Below are 15638 nucleotides of genomic sequence, written 5' to 3'. Positions count from 1 at the left end.
AGGGATGGGTTCGGGAACGGGCAACGACAAGGCCACCCCGACGTCCGTGCTCCAGCCCGCGCTGGGCACGGCGCTGCGCGACTACACGCGCGGCGAGCTGGACCTCGCGCATGCCGCGCTGGGCGATCCCGACCTGCACGAAGGCGTCCACCAGGCGCGCAAGGCGATCCGCCGCGCCCGCGCCGTGCTCGCGATGGGCGACGGCCTGCTCGGGCCCGGTGCCGGCCTGGTCGACCGCGAACTGCGCGCGCTCAACGACGGCCTGTCGAACCTGCGCGATGCGCACGCGCTGGTGGAGGTGATCGACCGGCTGCTCAAGCGCGAACGCCGCGACGACGCGCGCGAGGTGCTCCAGCGCGCCCGCGAGGCCGCCGTCGCCACGCGCACGCAGGTGGCCAACGCCGCGATACGGTCCGACCCCGGCCTCGTCTCGCGCCGCGGGATGCTCGACGTGCTCCGCGCCGCGTTGACCGCGCTGGACTGGTCGCGCCCGACGCCGGCCGGGCTGCGCATGGCCATCGCCGACAGTGACCTTCGTTCGCACGAAGCACGCCTGCGTGCGTACGAAGGCGGCGATGACGACGACTGGCACCGCTGGCGCCGTCGCGTCCGCCGCGCCTCGCACCAGCGCCGCGCGATCGAGGCCGTGGGATTGGCGGCTCCCGAGGATTCCGACCGCTTCGACAAACGCACCACGCACCGGCTGGGCGAGGCGCAGGATCTCGCGCTGTTGCTCGATCACTGCCGGCGCGATTCCCCATTCAGCAAGGACGATCGCGACGCCCTTCGTGCGCGTGCGCGACCGGCGCTGCAGCGCGCGAGGCGGCGCATTGCGCGCCAGGTGGCTGAACGCCGCGACGCTTGCCCGACCGACTGAACGACCCCATCACATAACGACGCCATACCGGCGCGAAGGGTGCGTTCGGGCTGGCATGATCCGGTTCGTACCGCGCGAAAGCCGGTCACTTCCTGCCGGCAATGTGCTGCACCGGCGTTTCCGGAGTCGAAGAATGTCCCTGTCCGTGCTCGACCTCATCGCTGGCGGTTTGCTGCAGGCCAGCTGGGGTGAACTGCTGATCTACCTGCTGGTGGTCACCCAGCTGACGATCTTCTCCGTCACGCTCTACCTGCATCGTTCGATGGCGCATCGCTCGGTGGACTTCCACCCGGTGCTCGCGCACTTCTTCCGGTTCTGGAGCTGGCTCACCACCTCGATGATCACGCGCGAGTGGGCCGCGATCCATCGCAAGCACCACGCCAAGTGCGAGACCGAGGAAGACCCGCACAGCCCGCAGTTCAAGGGCATCGACACGGTGATGTGGCGCGGCGTCGAGCTGTACCGCGACGCGCGCGGCCAGCGCGAGGACATCGAGAAGTACGGCAAGGGCTGCCCCGACGACTGGATCGAGCGCCACCTGTACACGCCGCACGCGACGATGGGCCCGGTGCTGATGCTGGTCATCAACGCCGCGCTGTTCGGCCTGTGGGGAGTCGCGCTGTGGGCCATCCAGATGGTGTGGATCCCGTTCTGGGCTGCGGGCGTCGTCAATGGCCTGGGCCACTGGTGGGGCTATCGCAATTTCGAAACCACCGACACCGCGACCAACCTCACGCCGTGGGGCTTCTGGATCGGCGGCGAGGAACTGCACAACAACCACCATGCCTTCCCGTCGTCGGCGAAGTTCGCGCTGCGCAAGTGGGAATTCGACATCGGCTGGAGCGCGATCAAGCTGCTCGAGAAAGTGCGCCTGGCGAAGGTGCTGCGCGTGGCGCCGACGCTGGACGTGCGTCCGAACATCGCCATGCCGGACGGCGAAACGCTGAAGGCGCTGCTGGCGATCCGCTTCCAGGCGATGACCGACTACTACCGCAACGTCACGCTGCCCGCGTTGCGCGAAGCCAAGCTGAAGCTGCCGCGCAACCTGCGCCAAGGCCTGGCCGACGACGGCCGCTGGCTGGACGAGGACAAGCGCGCGAAGCTGCAGGCCTGGCTGGCCGAGCGCCCGAAGATGGCGACGCTCGCCGAGTTCCGCCAGCGCCTGGCGCAAGTGCTCGACGACCGTTCGCACGACGCGCAGGCGACGCTGCAGAAGCTGCACGCGTGGTGCACCGAGGCCGAAGCCAGCGGCATCCATGCGCTGCAGCAGTTCTCCGCGCGTTTGAAGGGCTACGCGATCGCGCCGGCACGCATCGCCTGACATCGCCGATGGTCGCGACGGATCGCATCGCCACGCACAAGCCCGCGCCGAAACGCGCGGGCTTTGTTTTGCTCCTCGCGCTGGCCTGCATCGGTAGCGCATCCGCCCAGTCGATTCCGCTTCGCCTGAACCGCGCGCCCGCGACGGCGACGACACCCGCACCGGAGCCCGCTCCGGCGCCAGCGGAGAGGAACCTCGGCGCGGTAGACGCGAGCACCGACTACGTCGCGCGCATGGACGCCGACCGCGACGGCCGCGTCTCGCTCGCCGAATACCAGGACTGGCTGAGCTACGCCTTCACGCGCATGGACGCCAACCGCGACGGCGTGCTCTCGGCCGATGAACTCCCCGGCGGCCGCGGCAAGCCCGTCACGCTCGCCGACCATCGCCAGACGGTGGCCGAGCGCTTCGCCCGCCAGGATCGCAACCGCGACGGCTATCTCGACGCGCAGGAATTGCTGGCGCCGCCGCAGTAACCGGACGCAGCTGACTGGTTCCTCCGGATCCGCCGCAACCGGTCCACGCGGCGCACTGCGCGCTTTCTACGCTGGCCTCGACTCCTTCGAGGCCACGACCATGCCCTGCTTCATCTGCGAGACCTGCGGCACCCAGTTCGCCGAACGCGCATCGCCGCCACCGCACTGCCCGATCTGCGAGGACGAACGCCAGTACGTCGGCTGGAACGGGCAGCGCTGGACCACGCACGATGAACTCGCGCAGCGCCACCAACTGCGCATCGAGGAGGACGCCGGCCTGCTCGGCATCGGCATCGATGGCGATTTCGCCATCCCGCAGCGCGCGCTGCTGCTGCCGACGGGCGCGGGCCATCTCATGTGGGAATGCGTGAGCCTGGTGACCGACGCCGCCCTCGCCGCGTTGAAGGCGCGCGGCGGCGTGGATCGCATCGTCATCTCGCACCCGCATTTCTACAGCGCGATGGTGGAATGGAGCGACGCGCTCGGCGGCATTCCGATCCTGCTGCACGAGGCCGATCGACAGTGGGTGCAGCGTCCGTCGGACCGCATCGAATTCTGGCGCGGCGATGCGTTGCGGCTGTCCGACGACGTCACGCTGCTGCGCGTGGGCGGCCACTTCGACGGCAGCACCGCGTTGCACTGGAAGGACGGCCCGCGCGACGGCGGCGCCCTGTTCCCGGGCGACGCGCTGCAGGTCGTGCTCGATCGCCGCCACGTGACCTTCATGTACAGCTACCCGAACTACATCCCGATGAAGACGCGCGACGTGCACGCGATGCGTGCGCTGCTGGACGGCTTCGATCTCGCCGACGTGTACGGCTTCACCTGGGGCCGCAATATCCTCGGTAACGGCCGCGCCGCGGTGGACGCGTCGTTCGAGCGGCATCTGGCGGCCGTTGCCGCATAACTCCCTCGACCTCGCTGCTTGAGCCCCTCTCCCCCGGCGAGAGGGGTTGGGGTGAGGGTCGGGGCATGCGACCACGCCCGCATTCGCGATGCCCCAACCGTTCCGCTCGAACACTCACCGCCGCAACGCTTTCTCCAGCGACGCCAGGCGCTCGCGAATCTCGACCTCCCCCACGCACCCCAACCCGAACGCCACGCCACACACCCCATCCTCGCGCCGCGACAACGCGCGCAGCGGCATCGCACCCATCGCATGCTCGCGCACGCGCGGCAGCAGCTCATCCGCGGCCTCCGCATCGACGAACCGCGCCGCGACATGGATGCCCGCTTCCGACGGAATCGCCGCTAGCCAGCGCGACAACGGCCCGTCGAGCATCTCGAACAACGCCGCGCGCCGGCCCGCATACACGCGCCGCATGCGCCTCACGTGGCGCGCGAGATGGCCTTCGAGGATGAAGTCCGCCAGCGCGTCCTGCACCTGCGCGTTGCCGCAGGTGTCGGCGCCTTCCTTCGCCGCGGCGAGCGCGTCGCGCAGCCATTCCGGTGCGACCACGTAACCTACGCGAAGCGACGGAAACAGGCTTTTCGAGAACGTTCCGACGTAGACCACGCGCCCGTCGCGATCGAGCGTCTGCAGTGCATCGAGCGGACGCGCGCCGTAGCGGAACTCGCCGTCGTAGTCGTCCTCGATGATCAGCGCGTCGCGTTCGCGCGCGAAATCGAGCAAGGCACGCCGACGCGCCATCGACATCGCGACGCCCGTCGGATACTGGTGCGACGGCGTCACGTAGACGATGCGCGCCTCGCGCGGCAATGCATCCACACGCAGGCCTTCATCGTCCACGGGCACCGGTACCACGTCCGCACCGGCCGCAGCCATCGCCGCGCCCGCGGTCGGATAGCCGGGATCTTCGACCGCGACCACCGTGCGTCCCCGCGTCACCAGCAGGCGCGCGAGCAGGGCGAACGCCTGCCGCGCGCCGGATGTCACGATCACGTCCTCCGCGCGGCACGCCACCGCACGCGCGAACGACACGTGCGCGGCGATGGCCTCGCGCAGGCGCGGCCGCCCGTGCGGCGGTTGGTACGCAAACGCCGAGCCGTTGCGCGGATGGAACGCGCGCGACAGCAGGCGCCGCCACACGTCGAATGGAATCTCGCGATGGTCCGGCACGCCGAGGCGGAAGTTGGACGTCCACGCATCGTCGCTCGCGACCGCGCTGCTCCACGACGGCGCCTGCCATCGCGTGCGCAAATGACCGTCCGCCAGCCGAGGTGTGCGCGACGCCGGACGCGTGGCGACGTCGGCGACGACCGCCTTAGCGCCCGCGCGCGTGATCACGTAGCCCTCCGCCACCAGCAGGTCGTAGGCCGCGATCACGGTGTTGCGCGCCAGGCCGTAGGCGGTGGCGACGCGACGCGTCGAGGGCAGTTCGGCGCCCGCGCGCAGTCGACGGTCGAGGATCGCCTCGCGCAGCGCCTCGTGGAGGGCGCGCGTGCGGCCGGTCGCGGCGACCGCCGCCAGGTCCAGCGGGAACTCGAAAACTGGTTCCGTCGAAGTCATGGCAACTGGCCTGCGCGTGGGTCCAGTCAAAGCCTACGGCATGGCCATCGACCCCGCATCCGGAGCGCCGCCATGACCGCACGCCAATGCCCGATCGACGACTTCCTGCCCGCCCGCGTCGCTGCCGGCGGCGACACGCCGTGGATTCCGATGTCCGCCGAAAAGTCCTGGAAGCCGCTGCGCTTCCTTGCAGGCGGGCGCGGGTTCGTCGAACTGCTGCGCATGGCGCCGGGCGCGATCATGCCGCTGCATCGCCACACCGGCGAAATCCACGCCTACAACCTCGCCGGCACGCGCACGCTGTGCACCGGCGAGGTGATCGGCCCCGGCGATTACGTCTACGAGCCGCCCGGCAACACCGACTGGTGGCGCGTCACGGGCGACGCGGAAATGACCGCGCTGGTGGTCGTCATCGGCGCAGTGGAGTTCCTCGGGCCGGGCGGCGTGGTGACCTCGCGCGCGGATGCGCATTCGCAACGGCACGCATACGAGGCCTGGTGCGCCGAATCCGGCCTTCCGGTGCTCGACCTGGCCGAATGAAGCGCGCCGCGATGTCAACGGGTACCGCGCCGCGGTGCACATTGCGACAATCGGCCTTCTCCCGGATTGCCGGGCTTTGACGATTGGAAGCAATGCAGCACACCCCGCAAGTCGCCGCAAAGATCGCCCGCCTCATCGCCGAGGAAATCAACGCACAACCGCAGCAGGCGCTCTCCGCCATCGCGCTGCTCGACGAGGGCGCGACCGTTCCGTTCATCGCGCGCTACCGCAAGGAAGTCACCGGCGGCCTCGACGACACGCAGCTGCGCAACCTCGAAACGCGCCTGACGTACCTGCGCGAACTGGAAGATCGCCGCGTCGCGGTGCTGGCCAGCATCGAGGAGCAGGGCAAGATGACCGACGCGCTGCGCGCCGACATCATCGCTGCCGACAGCAAGGCGCGCCTGGAAGACCTCTACCTGCCGTACAAGCAGAAGCGCCGCACGCGTGCGCAGATCGCGCGCGAAGCCGGTCTGGAGCCGCTCGCCGATGGCCTGCTGGCCGACCCGACGCAGGTTCCCGAAACGCTTGCGGCGACTTACGTCGATGCCGAGAAGGGCGTCGCCGACGTCAAGGCCGCGCTCGACGGCGCGCGCGCGATCCTGATGGAGCGCTGGGGTGAGGACGCCGCGCTCGTCGGCGAACTGCGCAACTGGCTGGCCGACGTCGGCGTGATCCGCTCGCGCGTGGCCGAGGGCAAGGAAGCGGCCGGCGAGAAGTTCCGCGATTACTTCGACCACGCCGAACCGCTGTCGAAGATCCCGTCGCACCGGTTGCTCGCGCTGTTCCGCGGTCGTCGCGAGGAGTTCCTGTTCATCGACCTCGATCCCGGCACCGATGCCGACGCCGGTCACCTGCAGGGCGAAGGCCGCGTCGCGCACCACGCCGGCATCAAGGCGCAGGGTCGCGCCGCCGACAAGTGGCTGATGGATTCGTGCCGCCTCACGTGGAAGGCGAAGCTGCACCTGCACCTCACGCTCGACCTGTTCTCGCAGGCGCGCGAAAAGGCCGAGGCCGAGGCCATCGACGTCTTCGGCGACAACCTCAAAGACCTGCTGCTCGCCGCGCCCGCCGGGCCGAAGGCCGTGCTCGGCCTCGACCCGGGCCTGCGCACCGGCGTGAAGGTCGCCGTGGTGGACCGCACCGGCAAGCTCGTCGATACCGCGACGATCTATCCGCACGAACCCAAGCGCCAGTGGGACCAGTCGCTGATGATCCTGCGCGCGCTGTGCGCGAAGCATTCGGTGGAGCTGATCGCCATCGGCAACGGCACCGCGTCGCGCGAAACCGACAAGCTCGCCGGCGATCTCATCAAGCTCGCGCCCGAGCTGAAGATGCAGAAGATCGTCGTGAGCGAGGCCGGCGCGTCGGTGTATTCGGCGTCGGAGTTCGCGGCGAAGGAGTTCCCGGACCTCGACGTGTCGATCCGCGGCGCAGTGTCGATCGCACGCCGGTTGCAGGATCCGCTGGCGGAACTGGTGAAGATCGAACCCAAGGCGATCGGCGTCGGCCAGTACCAGCACGACGTGGACCAGTTCAAGCTCGCGCGCGCACTCGATGCGAAGGTCGAGGACTGCGTGAACGCCGTCGGCGTCGACGTGAACACCGCCTCGGCGGCGTTGCTCACGCGCGTGTCGGGCCTGTCGTCGACGATCGCGCAGAACATCGTCGTGTATCGCGATGCGAACGGCGCGTTCAAATCGCGCAAGGAACTGCTGAAGGTGCCGCGCCTCGGCGACAAGACGTTCGAGCAGTGCGCCGGCTTCCTGCGCATCGCCGATGGCGACCAGCCGCTGGATGCCTCGTCGGTGCATCCGGAGGCCTATCCGGTGGTCGAGCGCATCCTCAAGCAGTGCGGCCGCGAGGTGAAGCAGTTGATCGGCGATGCGTCGCTGTTGCGCTCACTCAAGGCCGAGCAGTTCATCGATGAAACCTTCGGCGTGCCGACGGTGCGCGACATCCTGAAGGAGCTGGAAAAGCCGGGCCGCGACCCGCGTCCGGAGTTCAAGGCCGCGCGCTTCGCCGACGGCGTGGAAGACATCAAGGACCTGCGCGAAGGCATGATCCTGGAAGGCGTGGTGAGCAACGTCGCCGCGTTCGGCGCGTTCGTCGACATCGGCGTGCACCAGGACGGCCTGATCCACATCTCCGCACTCTCGGACAAGTACGTGAAGGATCCGCGCGAAGTGGTGAAGGCGGGCGACATCGTCAAGGTGAAGGTGCTGGAGGTCGACGTGCCGCGCAAGCGCATCGCGCTGACGCGTCGCCTCGACGACACCGCGCCTGCACCGCGTGGCGATCGCGATGATCGCAGCGCGCCGCGTGGCAATGCATCGCGCGGTGGACGCGATGGCGGTCGCGACGCGCGCGGTGGCGGTTTCAACGCCGCACGCGCGAACACGCCGCCGCCGATGAACAACGCGCTGGCGGCGGCATTCGCCAAGGCGAAGAAGAGCTAGTTCCCGCGCCGTCGTTCAGGGCGATCCCTTCTCCCCGCGCGGGAGAAGGTGCCGGCACAGCCTGCCCCGGACCTGATCCGGGGCTTGATCCGGGACGGATGAGGGCAGGGTGCCGCTGACGTTTCAGTCTTCACCAGCCTCTCCCGCGGGAGAAGCGAGAGGACGAGCTCGCTCCCGACACATGACGATTGCGCATGAGGCCAGTCGCGCATCGCAGAACGCGCGCCAGATGCCGCATCGTGCGCCGCGCCGCGGTCGGGCTAGGATCGACGGATCCCTCCGACCGTCGCCCGCCATGCGCCCGAACCTGCTCGCTCTCCTGACTGCTTCCCTGCTCGCCGCGCCGGCTTTCGCGCAATCCGCCCAGCAGATCCCGCCCGACACCGCCGCCGCCGCACAGGCGGTGCAGAAGGACGTCGTCGCGTGGCGTCGCGACATCCACCAGCATCCCGAACTCGGCAACAACGAAGTCCGCACCGCGAAGCTCGTCGCCGACCAGCTGCGCAAGCTCGGCCTGCAGGTGAAGACCGGCATCGCGCACACGGGCGTCGTCGCGGTACTGAAGGGCGGCAAGCCCGGTCCGCGCATCGCCTTGCGCGCCGACATGGACGCGTTGCCGGTAACCGAGCAGACGGGTTTGCCGTTCGCATCGAAGGTGCGCACGACCTACCGCGGGCAGGACGTCGGCGTCATGCACGCCTGCGGTCATGATGCGCATGTCGCGATCCTGCTGGGCGTCGCGACCGCGCTCGCCGCGCAGAAGGCAACCTTGCCAGGCGAGGTGATGTTCGTCTTCCAGCCGTCGGAGGAAGGCCCGCCGAACGCGGGCGAGAACTTCGGCGCCAAGCTCATGCTCGACGAAGGCGTCTTCCGCGATTTCAAGCCCGATGCCGTTTTCGGCCTGCATGTCTGGGCGGGATTGCCGGTGGGCCAGGTCGGCGTGCGCAGCGGGCCGATGCTCGCCGCAGCCGACGAATGGAGCCTGACCGTGCGCGGCGCGCAGACGCACGGCTCGCGTCCCTGGGATGGCGTGGATCCGATCACCGTCGCGGCGCAGATCCTGCTGGGCACGCAAAGCGTCATCGCACGCCAGGTCAACGTAGCCGCGTCTCCGGCGGTGCTCACCGCCGGCCAGTTCAACGCCGGCGTGCGCTTCAACATCATTCCCGACGAAGCGAAACTCGTCGGCACGCTGCGCACCTTCGATGCGGCGCAGCGCGAGGACATCATCGCGCGCTTCCGCCGGACGGCCGAGGATTTCGCGCATGCCAGTGGCGCGACGGCGAAGCTCGATGTCGCCGCGAACGCGCCGGCGACGGTCAACGATCCCGCACTGACCACGCGCGTGCGCCCGTCGCTGCAGCGCGCGGTGGGCGAGGCGAACGTCGTCGAGATGCCGTTGCAGACGGTCGCCGAGGACTTCGCGCAGTTCGCCAATGTGGTGCCCGGCGTGTACTTCTTCGTCGGCTCCACCGCGAAGGGCACCGATCCCGCGAAGGCGCCGATCAACCATTCACCGCAGTTCCTGCTGGACGAAGGCGCACTCGACGTCGGCGTGCGCTCGATGCTGCAGGTGGCGCTGGATTACCTCGGCGCGAAGTAGCGCCGGATGAGGCCGGCGGCCGCGCGAGCGCACGAAAGCGCGGACGCGGCCCGATCCGGCACAGCCGCTTCGGCTAGGATCGACGCATCACTCCGGGGAGTCACCGTCGATGCGCCTGATGCCCGCGCTGCTGAGCAGCGCACTGCTTGCCACGCCCTTGTTCATGACCTCGCACGGCGCCCACGCGCAGGCCGCGCCTGCCGGCGAGCGGCCGGAAGTGGCAGCCGCCGCGAAGTCCGTGCAGCAGAAGGTCGTCACGTGGCGACGCGATTTCCACCAGCATCCGGAGTTGTCCAACCGCGAGGAGCGCACCGCCGCGAAGGTGGCCGAACACCTGCGCGCGCTGGGCCTGAAGCCGAAGGTCGGCATCGCGCACCACGGCGTGGTCGCGATCATCCAGGGCGGCAAGCCCGGTCCGAAGGTCGCGCTGCGCGCGGACATGGATGCGCTGCCGGTGACGGAGCAGGTCGACCTGCCTTTCGCATCGAAGGCCACCGCGACCTTCCGCGGCGAGACCGTCGGCGTCATGCACGCCTGCGGCCACGACGCGCACACCAGCATCCTGCTCGGCATCGCCGACGCGCTGGTGAAGATGAAGGCCGACCTTCCGGGCTCGGTCATGCTGGTGTTCCAGCCATCGGAAGAAGGCGCGCCGGACGGCGAGGAAGGCGGTGCATCGCTCATGCTCGAAGAAGGCCTGTTCAAGGACTTCAAGCCCGACGCGATGTTCGGCCTGCACGTGTTCTCGACGCTGCCGGTCGGCCAGATCGGCGTGCGCCAGGGCCCGCTGATGGCCGCGTCCGACAAGTTCACCATCAAGGTGAAGGGCCGCCAGACGCACGGTTCGCGCCCGTGGGGCGGCATCGATCCGATCGTCGCCGCCGCCGACGTGATCGGCACCGCGCAGACCATCGTCAGCCGTCGCACCGACATCGCGAAACTGCCCGCGGTGGTGAGCTTCGGCGCGATCAAGGGCGGCATCCGCTACAACATCATTCCCGACGAAGTCGAACTGGTCGGCACCATCCGCACCTTCGATGAAGGCATGCGCCAGAAGATCTTCGGCGATCTGAAGAACGTCGCCGAGCACGTCAGCGCCGCCAACGGCGCGACGGCCGAGGCGAGTGTTCCCGACCAGGACGGCAACCCGGTGACGGTGAACGACCCGGCGCTGACGGCGCGCATGATCCCGAGCCTGAAGGCCGTGGCCGGTGCCGACAACGTCATCGAACCGCCGCTTCAGATGGGCGCGGAGGACTTCTCGTTCTACGCGAAGGAAGTGCCGTCGATGTTCTTCTTCGTCGGCGCGACCGCGAAGGGCATCGATCCGGTCACCGCGCCGAGCAACCATTCGCCGAAGTTCGCGCTGGACGAAGCGTCGCTCGACCTAGGCCTGCGCGCGCTGCTGCAGGTAACGCTGGACTATCTGCATTCGCCGACGTCGCCCGCCTCGGTCGCCGACGCGCGCTAGATCACGTGCTTGAAGCCCTCCCCTTCAAGGGGAGGGTTGGGCGGGGATGGTGTAACGCTTACGCGCTCCCTTCGAACCCGCGCTGCCGCCACGCCTCGAACACGCACACCGCCACCGCGTTCGAAAGATTGAGGCTGCGGTTGTCCGGTCGCATCGGCAGCCGCAGGCGCTGCGCGGCCGGCACGCTTTCCAGCACGTCGGCCGGAAGACCGCGCGTTTCCGGCCCGAACAGGAACGCGTCGCCCGGCTGGTAGCGCGGCGTATCGAAGCGCACCGTGCCGCGCGTGCTCAGCGCGAACAACCGCGGCGGCGCCTGGTTCGCGGCGGTGATCGACGCCAGCGCCGCGGACAGGTCCGCATGCACCTGCAAGGTCGCGTACTCGTGGTAGTCCAGCCCCGCGCGCTTGAGCTGCTTGTCCTCCAGCGTGAAACCGAGCGGTTCGATGAGATGCAGCCGCGCGCCGGTATTGGCGCACAGGCGGATCACGTTGCCCGTGTTGGGCGGGATTTCCGGCTGGAAGAGGATGACGTCGAACATGCGCCCATGATCGCCTTCGCGCGCGCTGGCGTCACCACGGCACGGGCTTTCCGCGGTAATCCAGGAACGTTCCGCTGTCGCCGATGCCCACGCCGTCGATGACCTTGAGCAGCCCGCGCACCGAATCGACCGGCGTGATCTGCGCGCCGCTGCCGCCCATGTCGGTCTGCACCCAGCCCGGATGCAGCGCGATCACGGCGATTCCGCGCTCGCGCAGCGCGGAGGCGAGCAGCACGGTCGCCATGTTCTGCGCGGCCTTCGACATCGCGTAACTCGGCGTGCTGAAGCTGGCGGTCGAGGCGATCGAGCCCAGCACGGAGGACAGGTTCGCGACCGTCGCGCCATCGACGAGGCGCTCGGCGAGCGTCTGCGTGAGCAGGAACGGGCCGCTCGCGTTGGTGCGCAGGCTGTCGTCGAGATTGGCCGGCGGCACGTGGCCGAAGCGCTCGCCCGAATGCAGCACGCCCGCGTTGTTGATCAGCAGGTCGATGCCGTCCATCACCAGCGGCAGCTCGCGCGCCAGTTCGGCGTGCGACTTCGGATCGCCGACATCCAGCGGCAATACGTGCAGGCGGCCGGGGTGTTCGCCGACCAGCTGGTTGAGCGCATTCGCGCGCCCGGGATGGCGACAGGTGGCGACGACGTGGTCGCCGTGCGCGAGCAGTTGTCGCGCGAATTCCAGGCCCAGCCCGCGGTTGGCGCCGGTGACCAGACTGCGACGTGGCGGCTGTCGGGACGTCATCGCACGAGTTCCGGAAGGTCGGGCGGGCAGTGTAGGGGCGTTCATGTGAGCGTCCGACGACGGCCGCCCGACCCGAACACGAGCCAAACTCCTACGCCCGATGGGACTTGTGGCCTAGTGCTCCGCCTCGCGGGCGACGGCTAGGATGCCTGTTCGAATCACAGGAGTCCGTCATGTCCGCTTCGTCCCGCCCGCGCCTGGCCGCGCTCGCCCTGGCCCTGGCTGCCACCTTCGGCGGGGTCGCCGCGCTCACGCCGGTGGCCGCGATGGCCGCACCCAAGACGACGGTCGACATCCCCTTCGAGGAATTCACCCTGCCCAACGGGCTGCGGGTGGTGGTGCACACGGACCGCAAGGCGCCGATCGTCGCGGTGAACCTCTGGTACCACGTGGGCAGCAAGGACGAGCCGGCCGGCCGCACCGGCTTCGCGCACCTGTTCGAACACCTGATGTTCAACGGTTCGGAAAACCACCGCGGCGAGTACTTCGAACCGTTCGAACTGGTCGGCGCCACCGACATGAACGGCACCACCAATTCCGACCGCACCAACTACTTCCAGAACGTGCCGACCACCGCGCTGGACATGGCGCTGTGGATGGAATCCGACCGCATGGGCCACCTGCTCGGCGCGATCGACCAGAAGACGCTCGACGAGCAGCGCGGCGTCGTCCAGAACGAAAAGCGCGAGGGCGAGAACCAGCCTTACGGCCAGGTCTGGGACGCGCTGGGCAAGGCGCTGTATCCGAAGACGCACCCGTACCACCACAGCACCATCGGCTCGATGGCCGACCTCGACGCCGCCTCGCTCGACGACGTGAAGGGCTGGTTCCGCACGTGGTACGGGCCGAACAACGCCGTGCTCGTGCTGGCCGGCGACATCGATGTCGCGACGGCGAAGGAAAAGGTGACGAAGTACTTCGGCGACATTCCCGCCACCCCGACCATGGCGCAGCCGCAGGTCGACGTCGCGCCGCTGGCCAAGTCCACGCGCAGCACGATGACCGACAAGGTGCCGCAGGCACGCGTGCATCGCGTGTGGAACGTCGCGCAGGCCGGCACGCCGGACCTCGACAAGCTGCAGCTGTTCGCGCAGGTGCTGGGCGGCAGCAAGTCCTCGCGCCTGGACAAGCGCCTGCTGCATGAGGAGAAGCTGGTCGACAACGTCTCCGCCGCGGCGTACTCGATGCAGCTCAGTTCAAACTTCGTCATCACCGCCGACGTGAAGCAGGGCGTGGACCCGGCGAAGGTCGAGGCGATCATCGACGAGGAGCTGCAGAAGCTGCTGAAGGACGGCCCGACGAAGGCCGAACTGGAACAGGCCCGTACCGTCTTCAAGGCCGGCTTCGTGCGCGGCATCGAACGCATCGGCGGCTCCGGCGGCAAGGCCGACGCGCTCGCCGAGTGCACGGTCTACACCGGCGATCCGGGGTGCTTCCGCGACAGCCTGAAGATCATCGACACCGCCAGCGCGCGCGACCTCACGGCCGTTGCGAACAACTGGCTGACCAAGGGCAGCCACACGCTCGTCGTCGTGCCGGGCGATCGCACCCTCGTTGCCGAGGATCCCTCGGTCACGCCGGCACCGATGAAGCTGCCGGCGGTCGATCCCAGGTTCACAACTACGGCGAGCACCGTCGACCGCAGTGCGGGCCCGCCGAAGACCAGCCAGTTCCCGGACCTTCGCTTCCCTTCGCTGCAGCGTGCGACGCTGAAGAACGGCACGACGGTGATCCTTGCCGAGCGCCATGACGTTCCCGTCGTGCAGATGAGCTACGAGTTCGCCGGCGGCTTCAGCGCCGACCAGGGCCGCAAGCTGGGTACGTCAAGCTTCGCGATGGGCATGATGGACGAGGGCGCGGGCGAGCTGGATTCGCTCGCGTTCGGCGATCGCGCCGAATCGCTGGGTGCGAATCTCGGCGCCGGTGCGTCGCTCGACGGCGGCAAGGCCTATCTCTCAGCGTTGAAGCAGAACCTCGATCCGTCGGTCGCGCTGTTCGCCAAGATGCTGCGCGAGCCGCGCTTCGACCAGAAGGAAATCGACCGGGTAAAGGCGAGCTGGGTCGCCGGCATCAAGCAGGAGAAGGCGCGTCCGAATGGCGCCGCCATGCGCGTGCTGCCGCCGCTGCTGTACGGCGCCGGCCACGCGTACGCGATTCCCTTCAGTGGCAGCGGCACCGAGGCCTCCATCGCGTCTTTGACGCGCGATGACCTGCTCGCCTTCCATCGCGACTGGGTGCGCCCGGAAGGCGCCACGTTGATCGTCGTGGGCGACACGACGCTGAAGGAGATCGTCCCATTGCTCGACAAGCACCTGGGAGACTGGAAGCCAGCCGGCAATGCGCCGGCGCGTCCGCAGATCGGCGAGGTCGCGCGCCCGGCCAAGCCGCGCGTGTACCTGATCGACCAGCCCGGCGCGGTGCAGGCCAACATCTTCGCGGGCGAAGTCGTGCCCTCGACGAAGGACGCCGACTCGGTCCGCTTCGACATCGCCAACTCCGTCCTGGGCGGCGAGTTCTCCTCGCGCCTCAACATGAACCTGCGCGAGAACAAGCACTGGGCCTACGGTGCCTACAGCTTCTCGGCCAACGCGCTGGGCCAGCGCCCGTGGATGGCGTTCGCGCCGGTGCAGATCGACAAGACGGCCGATTCGCTCAAGGAACTGAACCGCGAGATCACCGACTACGCCACCGGCAAGGCGCCGCCGAAGCCGGAAGAAGTGGCGAAGATCCAGGCGACCGAAATCCTGAGCCTGCCGGGCGCGTTCGAGACGGCCTCGTCGGTGATGGGCGCCATCAGCGGCATCGTCCGCTACGACCGTCCGGACGACTACGTGTTCAAGCGCAAGGCGCAGATCGAAGCGCTCACGCCCGAACAGGTGAAGGCCGCCGCGTCGACGATCGACCCCAATGCGCTGACCTGGGTGGTCGTCGGCGACCTCAAGCAGATCGAGAAGCCGGTGCGCGCGCTCAAGCTGGGCGACGTGCAGGTGCTCGACGCCGACGGCAACGCGGTGACGGGCACGCCTTGAAGCGCACGCCATTGACCCCGGTACCCGCCGCCATCGCCCGCTCGTGACGCCGCCTCTGTCAGAACGCGCTGTCCGACAGAAGCGGCAAACCGCGACAACCGCCTCAGTCGTG

General features: G+C 68.8%; 12 protein-coding genes. 9 read left to right on the top strand and 3 right to left on the bottom strand.

The window, feature by feature from the left end:
• Window positions 1-4: 4 nt before the first annotated feature.
• From DX912_RS16755 to DX912_RS16740, 4 genes are all read left to right on the top strand, one after another.
• Window positions 5-877, top strand: coding sequence for a CHAD domain-containing protein (locus DX912_RS16755; RefSeq protein ID WP_181902876.1), 873 nt, complete (start codon window positions 5-7; stop codon window positions 875-877).
• Between the two features lie 133 nt (window positions 878-1010).
• Entirely contained in the window at window positions 1011-2198 is a 1188-nt protein-coding gene (locus DX912_RS16750) for a DesA family fatty acid desaturase (protein WP_115844412.1), read from the top strand.
• 125 nt (window positions 2199-2323) lie between these two features.
• On the top strand, window positions 2324-2674 hold the full coding sequence (locus tag DX912_RS18745; protein WP_425477964.1) for an EF-hand domain-containing protein: 351 nt from the start codon (window positions 2324-2326) through the stop codon (window positions 2672-2674).
• A 100-nt stretch (window positions 2675-2774) separates the two neighbouring features.
• Entirely contained in the window at window positions 2775-3581 is an 807-nt protein-coding gene (locus DX912_RS16740; protein WP_115844406.1) for an MBL fold metallo-hydrolase, read from the top strand.
• Window positions 3582-3695: 114 nt separating this feature from the next.
• Here DX912_RS16740 and pdxR read toward each other — a convergent pair whose 3' ends face one another.
• On the bottom strand, window positions 3696-5144 hold the full coding sequence (pdxR, locus tag DX912_RS16735; protein WP_115844403.1) for a MocR-like pyridoxine biosynthesis transcription factor PdxR: 1449 nt from the start codon (window positions 5142-5144) through the stop codon (window positions 3696-3698).
• A 72-nt stretch (window positions 5145-5216) separates the two neighbouring features.
• On the opposite strand from pdxR, the gene DX912_RS16730 reads away from it, so the two are divergent.
• From DX912_RS16730 to DX912_RS16715, 4 genes are all read left to right on the top strand, one after another.
• Window positions 5217-5684 (top strand): cupin domain-containing protein, encoded by a 468-nt coding sequence (locus tag DX912_RS16730; RefSeq protein WP_115844400.1) that lies wholly within the window; start codon window positions 5217-5219, stop codon window positions 5682-5684.
• Window positions 5685-5776: 92 nt separating this feature from the next.
• The gene (locus tag DX912_RS16725) at window positions 5777-8143 is read left to right on the top strand and encodes a Tex family protein (protein WP_115844397.1); all 2367 of its coding nucleotides are present in this window, start codon (window positions 5777-5779) and stop codon (window positions 8141-8143) included.
• 295 nt (window positions 8144-8438) lie between these two features.
• Window positions 8439-9746 carry a M20 family metallopeptidase gene (locus tag DX912_RS16720; RefSeq protein WP_115844395.1) on the top strand — a complete coding sequence of 436 codons (1308 nt, stop codon included), beginning with the start codon at window positions 8439-8441 and terminating at the stop codon, window positions 9744-9746.
• 118 nt (window positions 9747-9864) lie between these two features.
• A complete protein-coding gene (locus DX912_RS16715) occupies window positions 9865-11217 on the top strand; it encodes a M20 family metallopeptidase (RefSeq protein WP_425477963.1) in 1353 nt (450 codons plus the stop codon).
• A gap of 58 nt (window positions 11218-11275) precedes the next feature.
• Here the strand turns inward: DX912_RS16715 and DX912_RS16710 are convergent, their stop codons facing one another.
• Both DX912_RS16710 and DX912_RS16705 read right to left on the bottom strand, forming a co-directional pair.
• On the bottom strand, window positions 11276-11755 hold the full coding sequence (locus DX912_RS16710) for a tRNA (cytidine(34)-2'-O)-methyltransferase (protein ID WP_115844393.1): 480 nt from the start codon (window positions 11753-11755) through the stop codon (window positions 11276-11278).
• Window positions 11756-11786: 31 nt separating this feature from the next.
• A complete protein-coding gene (locus DX912_RS16705; RefSeq protein WP_115844391.1) occupies window positions 11787-12497 on the bottom strand; it encodes an SDR family oxidoreductase in 711 nt (236 codons plus the stop codon).
• A gap of 173 nt (window positions 12498-12670) precedes the next feature.
• Here DX912_RS16705 and DX912_RS16700 point away from each other — a divergent pair, with 173 nt between their 5' ends.
• Window positions 12671-15526, top strand: coding sequence for a M16 family metallopeptidase (locus DX912_RS16700; protein ID WP_115844389.1), 2856 nt, complete (start codon window positions 12671-12673; stop codon window positions 15524-15526).
• Window positions 15527-15638: the final 112 nt, after the last annotated feature.

Origin of the sequence: Lysobacter soli, from assembly GCF_003382285.1 — a bacterium.
Taxonomy (GTDB): domain Bacteria; phylum Pseudomonadota; class Gammaproteobacteria; order Xanthomonadales; family Xanthomonadaceae; genus Lysobacter_J; species Lysobacter_J soli.
The sequence above is the reverse complement of the archived record's forward strand: the minus strand, read 5'-3'. Positions and strand labels throughout refer to the sequence as shown.

Bases quoted from the DNA above. Each gene is read 5' to 3' on its own strand.
- DX912_RS16755 (WP_181902876.1), top strand. From the start codon at position 5: ATGGGTTCGGGAACGGGCAACGACAAGGCCACCCCGACGTCCGTGCTC.
- DX912_RS16750 (WP_115844412.1), top strand. From the start codon at position 1,011: ATGTCCCTGTCCGTGCTCGACCTCATCGCTGGCGGTTTGCTGCAGGCC.
- DX912_RS16740 (WP_115844406.1), top strand. From the start codon at position 2,775: ATGCCCTGCTTCATCTGCGAGACCTGCGGCACCCAGTTCGCCGAACGC.
- pdxR (WP_115844403.1), bottom strand. From the start codon at position 5,144: ATGACTTCGACGGAACCAGTTTTCGAGTTCCCGCTGGACCTGGCGGCG.
- DX912_RS16730 (WP_115844400.1), top strand. From the start codon at position 5,217: ATGACCGCACGCCAATGCCCGATCGACGACTTCCTGCCCGCCCGCGTC.
- DX912_RS16725 (WP_115844397.1), top strand. From the start codon at position 5,777: ATGCAGCACACCCCGCAAGTCGCCGCAAAGATCGCCCGCCTCATCGCC.
- DX912_RS16720 (WP_115844395.1), top strand. From the start codon at position 8,439: ATGCGCCCGAACCTGCTCGCTCTCCTGACTGCTTCCCTGCTCGCCGCG.
- DX912_RS16715 (WP_425477963.1), top strand. From the start codon at position 9,865: ATGCCCGCGCTGCTGAGCAGCGCACTGCTTGCCACGCCCTTGTTCATG.
- DX912_RS16710 (WP_115844393.1), bottom strand. From the start codon at position 11,755: ATGTTCGACGTCATCCTCTTCCAGCCGGAAATCCCGCCCAACACGGGC.
- DX912_RS16705 (WP_115844391.1), bottom strand. From the start codon at position 12,497: ATGACGTCCCGACAGCCGCCACGTCGCAGTCTGGTCACCGGCGCCAAC.
- DX912_RS16700 (WP_115844389.1), top strand. From the start codon at position 12,671: ATGTCCGCTTCGTCCCGCCCGCGCCTGGCCGCGCTCGCCCTGGCCCTG.